The 6,061-nt window shown below is 69.1% G+C and carries 5 protein-coding genes, 1 pseudogene and 1 riboswitch; of the genes and pseudogenes, 3 read left to right on the plus strand and 3 right to left on the minus strand.

All coding sequences use genetic code 11. From position 1 onward, the window contains the following. On the minus strand, window positions 1–742 hold a 742-nt coding region (locus A9X03_RS16045; RefSeq protein ID WP_197696091.1), incomplete at its 3' end, for an NADP-dependent isocitrate dehydrogenase. 148 nt (window positions 743–890) lie between these two features. Next, window positions 891–1,011: riboswitch (SAM riboswitch) on the plus strand. Between the two features lie 40 nt (window positions 1,012–1,051). Here A9X03_RS16045 and A9X03_RS16050 point away from each other — a divergent pair. The 3 genes from A9X03_RS16050 to A9X03_RS16060 are packed head-to-tail and all read left to right on the plus strand — an operon-like array spanning window position 1,052 to window position 4,280. Next, on the plus strand, window positions 1,052–2,410 hold the full coding sequence (locus A9X03_RS16050; RefSeq protein WP_067751953.1) for a bifunctional o-acetylhomoserine/o-acetylserine sulfhydrylase: 1,359 nt from the start codon (window positions 1,052–1,054) through the stop codon (window positions 2,408–2,410). Between the two features lie 11 nt (window positions 2,411–2,421). After that, window positions 2,422–3,540 (plus strand): homoserine O-acetyltransferase, encoded by a 1,119-nt coding sequence (locus A9X03_RS16055; protein ID WP_068261875.1) that lies wholly within the window; start codon window positions 2,422–2,424, stop codon window positions 3,538–3,540. Between the two features lie 5 nt (window positions 3,541–3,545). Next, window positions 3,546–4,280 (plus strand): class I SAM-dependent methyltransferase, encoded by a 735-nt coding sequence (locus A9X03_RS16060; RefSeq protein WP_067751971.1) that lies wholly within the window; start codon window positions 3,546–3,548, stop codon window positions 4,278–4,280. On the opposite strand, the gene A9X03_RS16065 is transcribed toward A9X03_RS16060, so the two are convergent. Both A9X03_RS16065 and A9X03_RS29845 read right to left on the minus strand, forming a co-directional pair. Next, a complete protein-coding gene (locus A9X03_RS16065; RefSeq protein ID WP_067751960.1) occupies window positions 4,281–5,648 on the minus strand; it encodes an HNH endonuclease signature motif containing protein in 1,368 nt (455 codons plus the stop codon). A 121-nt stretch (window positions 5,649–5,769) separates the two neighbouring features. Then, window positions 5,770–6,061, minus strand: a pseudogene (locus tag A9X03_RS29845) (DNA-binding protein); the annotation flags it as partial.

Raw genomic sequence — 6,061 nt, forward strand, 5'->3', positions numbered from 1 at the left:
TCGCGTAGGCGTCCTGCATCTGTTCCTCGTAGAACTCGACCAGGGCCTTCTTGCTCATGAACATGGAGTCGATGACGTCGCCGTCGCGCAGCTCCACCTTGGGCTTGAGCTCGAGGGTCTTCCCGCTCTTGGTCTCCAGCACCATCTTCACGTTGCGGTCGCGGTCCAGCGTCATCGACTTCTCGCCGTGATAGAAGTCGCCGTGCCGCATGGTGGCGACGTGGGTGCGCGAAGCCGGCGACCACGCCCCCATGCTGTGGGGGTGCTTGCGCGCGTACTCCTTCACCGCCTTCGGCGCGCGGCGGTCCGAGTTGCCTTGCCGCAGAACCGGGTTGACCGCACTGCCCAGGCACTTGCCGTAGCGGGCGCGGATTTCGGAGTCCTCGTCGGTCTTCGGGCTCTGCGGGAAGTCCGGGATCTTGTATCCCTTGTCCTGCAGCTCCTTGACGGCGGCGATCAGCTGGGGCACCGAGGCGCTGATGTTCGGCAGCTTGATGATGTTGGTGTCTGGCAGCTTCGTCAGCTCGCCCAGCTCGCAGAGGTTGTCCGGAACCCGCTGCTCTTCGGTCAAATCGTCGGGAAACTCGGCGAGGATCCGGGCGGCCACGGAGATGTCACTGGTCTTGATCTCGATGCCCGCCGGCTCGGCGAAGGCGCGCACGATCGGCAGGAAGGCGTAGGTCGCCAGCAACGGCGCTTCGTCGGTCAGTGTGTAGATGACGGTCGGCTGTTCGGCGCTCACGGTCCTTCTTCCCGGCGTCAAAATCCTCGAATATTCGGTCAGATCTCTGGGGGGCTCAGCGTTCTTCCTGCCACGTTATCAAGGGCGTTTGGGCAGGTGTCGACCTGCCATTGGCATCCAGTCGGCACAGTAAGCTAATCTTCGTATTGGTCATGAGCGCCAGCATCAAGCCCCGGCTTGCTGGCCGGCAACCCTCCAACCGCGGTGGGGTGCCCCGGGTGATGACCAGGTTGAGTAGCCAAGCACCGGCTATCCGGCAAGCGCGGGTCCGCCATGACGGGCCCCTGAGCCAGACAGGGGAAGCTTTCCATGAGCGATGCCACCAGCAACGACGACACCGATCCGACCGCCGGCTGGTCGTTTGAGACCAGGCAGGTGCACGCCGGCCAGCACCCGGACCCGGCCACCAACGCCCGCGCCCTGCCGATCTACCAGACCACCTCGTACACGTTCGACGACACCACCCATGCCGCCGCCCTGTTCGGGCTTGAGGTGCCGGGCAACATCTACACCCGGATCGGCAACCCGACGACCGACGTCGTCGAGCAGCGCATCGCCGCCCTCGAGGGTGGCGTGGCCGCGCTCTTCCTGAGCTCCGGGCAGGCCGCGGAGACCTTCGCGATCCTGAACCTCGCGTGTGCCGGAGATCACATCGTCTCCAGCCCGCGGCTCTACGGCGGCACGTACAACCTGTTCCACTACTCGCTGGCCAAGCTCGGCATCGAGGTCAGCTTCGTCGACGACCCGGACGATCTGGACTCCTGGCAGGCCGCGGTGCGGCCCAACACCAAGGCGTTCTTCGGCGAGACGATCTCCAACCCGCAGATCGACCTGCTGGACATTCCCGGGGTGGCCGGGGTCGCCCACTCCAACGGAATACCGCTGATCGTCGACAACACCATCGCCACGCCCTACCTGATCCAGCCGTTCGCCCACGGCGCCGACATCGTCGTGCACTCGGCCACCAAGTACCTCGGCGGGCACGGCTCGGCCATCGCCGGCGTCATCGTCGACGGCGGCACCTTCGACTGGACGCAGGGCCGCTTCCCCGGCTTCACCACGCCCGACCCGAGCTACCACGGCGTGGTGTTCGCCGAGCTCGGGCCGCCGGCGTACGCGCTCAAGGCGCGGGTGCAGCTACTGCGCGACCTCGGGTCGGCCGCCTCGCCGTTCAACGCGTTCCTGGTCGCCCAGGGCATCGAGACCCTGAGCCTGCGCGTCGAGCGGCATGTCGCCAACGCGCAGCGGGTCGCCGAATTCCTCGAGGGTCACGACGGCGTGCTGTCGGTGAACTACGCGGGCCTGCCCAGCTCGCCGTGGCACGAGCGGGCGAAGAAGCTGGCGCCCAAGGGAACCGGCGCCGTGCTGGCCTTCGAGCTGGCCGGTGGCGTCGAGGCCGGCAAGGCGTTCGTCAACGCGCTGAAGCTGCACAGCCACGTCGCCAACATCGGCGACGTGCGCTCGCTGGTGATCCACCCGGCGTCCACCACGCACGCCCAGCTGAGCCCGGCCGAGCAGCTGGCCACCGGCGTCACGCCGGGCCTGGTGCGGCTGGCCGTCGGGATCGAGGGCATCGACGACATCCTGGCCGACCTGGAACTCGGTTTCGCCGCCGCGCGGAAGTACGGTGCCGAGGCGTCCGACCCGCAAGCCGTGGCGGCGTTCTAGGGAGCCCGGGCATGACGATCTCCGACGTTCCGACCCAGGCGCTGCCCGCCGAAGGCGAGATCGGCCTGGTGCACATCGGCTCGCTGACCACCGAGAGTGGCGCGGTGATCGACGACGTGTGCATCGCCGTCCAGCGCTGGGGTGAGCTGTCGCCGAGTCGTGACAACGTGGTGGTGGTGCTGCACGCGCTGACCGGTGACTCGCACATCACCGGGCCCGCCGGACCGGGTCATCCCACGGGCGGCTGGTGGGAAGGGGTGGCCGGGCCGGGCGCGCCGATCGACACCGACCGCTGGTGCGCCGTGGCCACCAACGTGCTGGGCGGTTGCCGCGGCTCCACCGGGCCCAGCTCGCTGGCCCGCGACGGAAAGCCCTGGGGCTCAAGGTTTCCGATGGTCTCGGTCCGCGACCAGGTGGAGGCCGACATCGCCGCACTGGCCGCGCTGGGAATCAACGAGGTCGCCGCGGTTGTTGGTGGTTCCATGGGCGGCGCACGGGCATTGGAGTGGATGGTCGGTCACCCGAGCCGGGTGCGGGCCGGGCTGCTGCTGGCCGTCGGCGCGCGGGCGACCGCGGACCAGATCGGCACCCAGACCACACAGATCGCGGCCATCAAGGCCGACCCGAACTGGCAGGGCGGCGACTACCACGACACCGGCCGCACCCCGGACACCGGCCTGACCATCGCCCGCCGCTTCGCCCACCTGACCTACCGCGGGGAAACGGAGCTCGACACCCGGTTCGGCAACGACAAGCAGGGTGGCGAGGACAGCCGCTACGCCGTGCAGAGCTACCTCGAACACCAGGGCGACAAGCTGTTGGCCCGCTTTGACGCGGGCAGCTATGTGACCCTGACCGAGGCGCTGAACAGCCACGACGTCGGCCGCGGTCGCGGCGGGGTGCGCAAGGCCCTGACCGGTTGCCCGGTGCCCGCCGTGGTTGGCGGCATCACCTCCGACCGGCTCTACCCGCTGCGGTTGCAGGAGGAGCTCGCCGAGCTGCTGCCGGGCTGCGGCGGCCTGGAAGTTGTCGAGTCGATCTGCGGGCACGACGGCTTCCTGGTGGAATCCGAGGCGGTCGGGGAACTTATTCGCAAGACGCTCGATCTCGCCGCCAACGAAGGCACGTGACGGCGGTGACCCGTTCTCGCCACGACCGCTCCCTGTCGTTCGGTTCCGCGGCGGCGGCCTATGAGCGGGGACGCCCGTCCTACCCGCCGGAGGCCATCGACTGGCTGCTGCCGCGCGGCGCGCGCCAGGTGCTCGACCTCGGCGCGGGCACCGGCAAGCTGACCACCCGGCTGGTGGAACGCGGGCTGGACGTTGTGGCCGTCGACCCGATTCCCGACATGCTGGAGGTGTTGCGCACCTCGCTGCCGGAGACCCGCGCGCTCCTGGGCACCGCGGAAGGGATTCCCTTGCCGGACAACAGCGTTGACGTCGTACTGGTCGCGCAGGCGTGGCACTGGGTGGATCCCGAGCGCGCCATCCCCGAGGTGGCCCGCGTACTGCGGCCCGGCGGGCGGCTGGGCCTGGTGTGGAATACCCGCGACGAGCGGCTGGGCTGGGTGCGGGAGCTGGGCGAGATCATCGGTTCCGACGGCGACCGCGGCCGCTTCGACGTCACGCTGTCCGAATCGTTCACCGAGCCGGAGCGCCACCAGGTCGAGTGGACGAATTACCTTACGCCGCAAGCGCTGATCGACTTGGTCGCGTCGCGCAGCTACTGCATCACCTCGCCGACCGAGGTACGCACCAGGACGCTGGACCAGGTGCGTGAGTTGCTGGCCACCCATCCGGCGCTGGCGAATTCGACGGGGCTGGCGCTCCCCTACGTCACCGAGTGCATCCGCGCGACGCTGACCGAGTGACTATGCCGCGTCGTCATCGTCGTCGTCGTGGAGAAGTTTTTCGGGGTGGTGGAAGGTGTTGGTGCGGGGTTGGCCGCGGTCCAGGTGTGGGGGTGGGATCCAGACGGTGTCGCCTTTGGTGTTTGTGCGGGTGGTCCAGCCGCCGGGTTTGAGCAGGCGGTGATGGGGTCCGCAGGCGAAGGTGAGGTTGTCGATGTCGGTGCGGCCGCATTGGGCGTAGTCGGTGACATGGTGGACCTCGGAGAGGTAGCCGGGCACGGTGCAGCCCGGCGCCGAACACCCGCGGTCTTTCGCGTACAACACGATGCGTTGCCCCGGGGAGGCCAGCCGCTTGCTGTGATAGAGGGCCACGGGTTTGGCGTGATCGAAGACGGCCAGATAATGGTGGGCGTGGCGGGCCAGGCGGATCACGTCGCTGATCGGTAACCGGGTGCCACCACCGGTGCGGCCGTGACCGGCGGCGGCCTGCAGGTCGGCCAGGGTGGTGGTGATGATGATGGAGGCCGGTAACCCGTTGTGGCGGCCGAGTTCTCCCGAGGCCAGTAGCGCGCGGTTGGCCGCCAGCAGTGCGTCGTGGTTGCGTTGGGCCGCCGAGCGGGCGTCGCGGTCGATGGCCTCCTGGCTCGGGGCCCCGTCCACACACGGGGTGTCCTCGAGTGGGTTGCACATGCCGGGCGCGGCGAGTTTGGCCAGCACCGCCTCGAGGGTGGCGCGGGCCTCGGGGGTGAGCAGGGCGCGCAGCTCGGACATGCCATCCGCGGCTTGCTTGCCCAACACCAGGCCGCGGCGCCGCGCCCGGTCCTCGTCGCGGTAGGTGCCGTCGGGGTTGAGGCAATCGGCGACGTGATCGGCGAGCGCGGCCAATTGTTCGGGGCGGTACTGCGTTCCGTGCGTGGCCAGGTCGGCCTCGACCGCGGCGCGGGTGGCGGCATCGACCCAGCCGGGCAGCTGACGGAAGAACCGGCGGATCACCGCCACCTGCCCGGCACCGAGCTTCCCCGCCCGCTGGGCGGCCGCGGTGGCCGGCAGAATCGGCTCCAGCGGTTCGCCGGTCAGCCCGCGCCGCGGGCCGAGATCCACCGCTTCCTTGACGCGGTGTGAAGCCTCCGCGCGGCTGACCAACGTCGCCTCGGCGATCGCATGCGCCAAAGTGCCGCCCAACTCTTCGGGGGTGGCCTGATGGGCCAGGGAGTTGATCACCGGGTGTTCGAGTGCGGGCAGTTGGCGGCGCGCCTGCTCGCAGCGTTCCAGCATCGCCAGCTGCTGCCGCACCGTCATCGCGTCCACCGGCAGCGCGCGGGCGCGGGCCAAAACTGCATCCAGGTCATCGAACACCGCCTCGGCGTCGGGATGACCATCTGGACTCATACCGCCAAACTAGCCACCCCCACCGACAAAAACAGCCCCAAAAATCGCCATGGATGCACACTCGCGCAACTTAGTTCGAATTCTTGCGGCCAGCGTCGCCTCGGCGCCGGCCGCCCCGGGGTCAGTCGCCCACGAGACTCGATATCGGGGTCACCACTACCGCCTCGTCGGCGTCAAAACCGTTGGGCGCGAGCCGTCCGATCCGCGACTCGATGTCGTACGGGACGATGATGGCGGTCGCGCCCCGGACCCGGCTGACGGTGCGGGCCATCTTGTCCGCGGTGCGGTCGTGCAGCAGCCGGCCCAACAGGGGCGAGTACGTGCGGCGCGGCAACAGCACCGTCACCCTGGTGTCCGGGTGGTCCTTGAGCACCCGCAGCACCAATTCGTGTGCGGCCCGGCTCAAATGGGGA

Origin of the sequence: Mycobacterium sp. E1715 (genome assembly GCF_001667625.1) — a bacterium.
Lineage (GTDB): Bacteria > Actinomycetota > Actinomycetes > Mycobacteriales > Mycobacteriaceae > Mycobacterium.

What these genes read in the sequence shown, in the direction of transcription:
- A9X03_RS16050 (WP_067751953.1), top strand. Translation starts at nt 1,052, where the DNA reads ATGAGCGATGCCACCAGCAACGACGACACCGATCCGACCGCCGGCTGG.
- A9X03_RS16055 (WP_068261875.1), top strand. Translation starts at nt 2,422, where the DNA reads ATGACGATCTCCGACGTTCCGACCCAGGCGCTGCCCGCCGAAGGCGAG.
- A9X03_RS16065 (WP_067751960.1), bottom strand. Translation starts at nt 5,648, where the DNA reads ATGAGTCCAGATGGTCATCCCGACGCCGAGGCGGTGTTCGATGACCTG.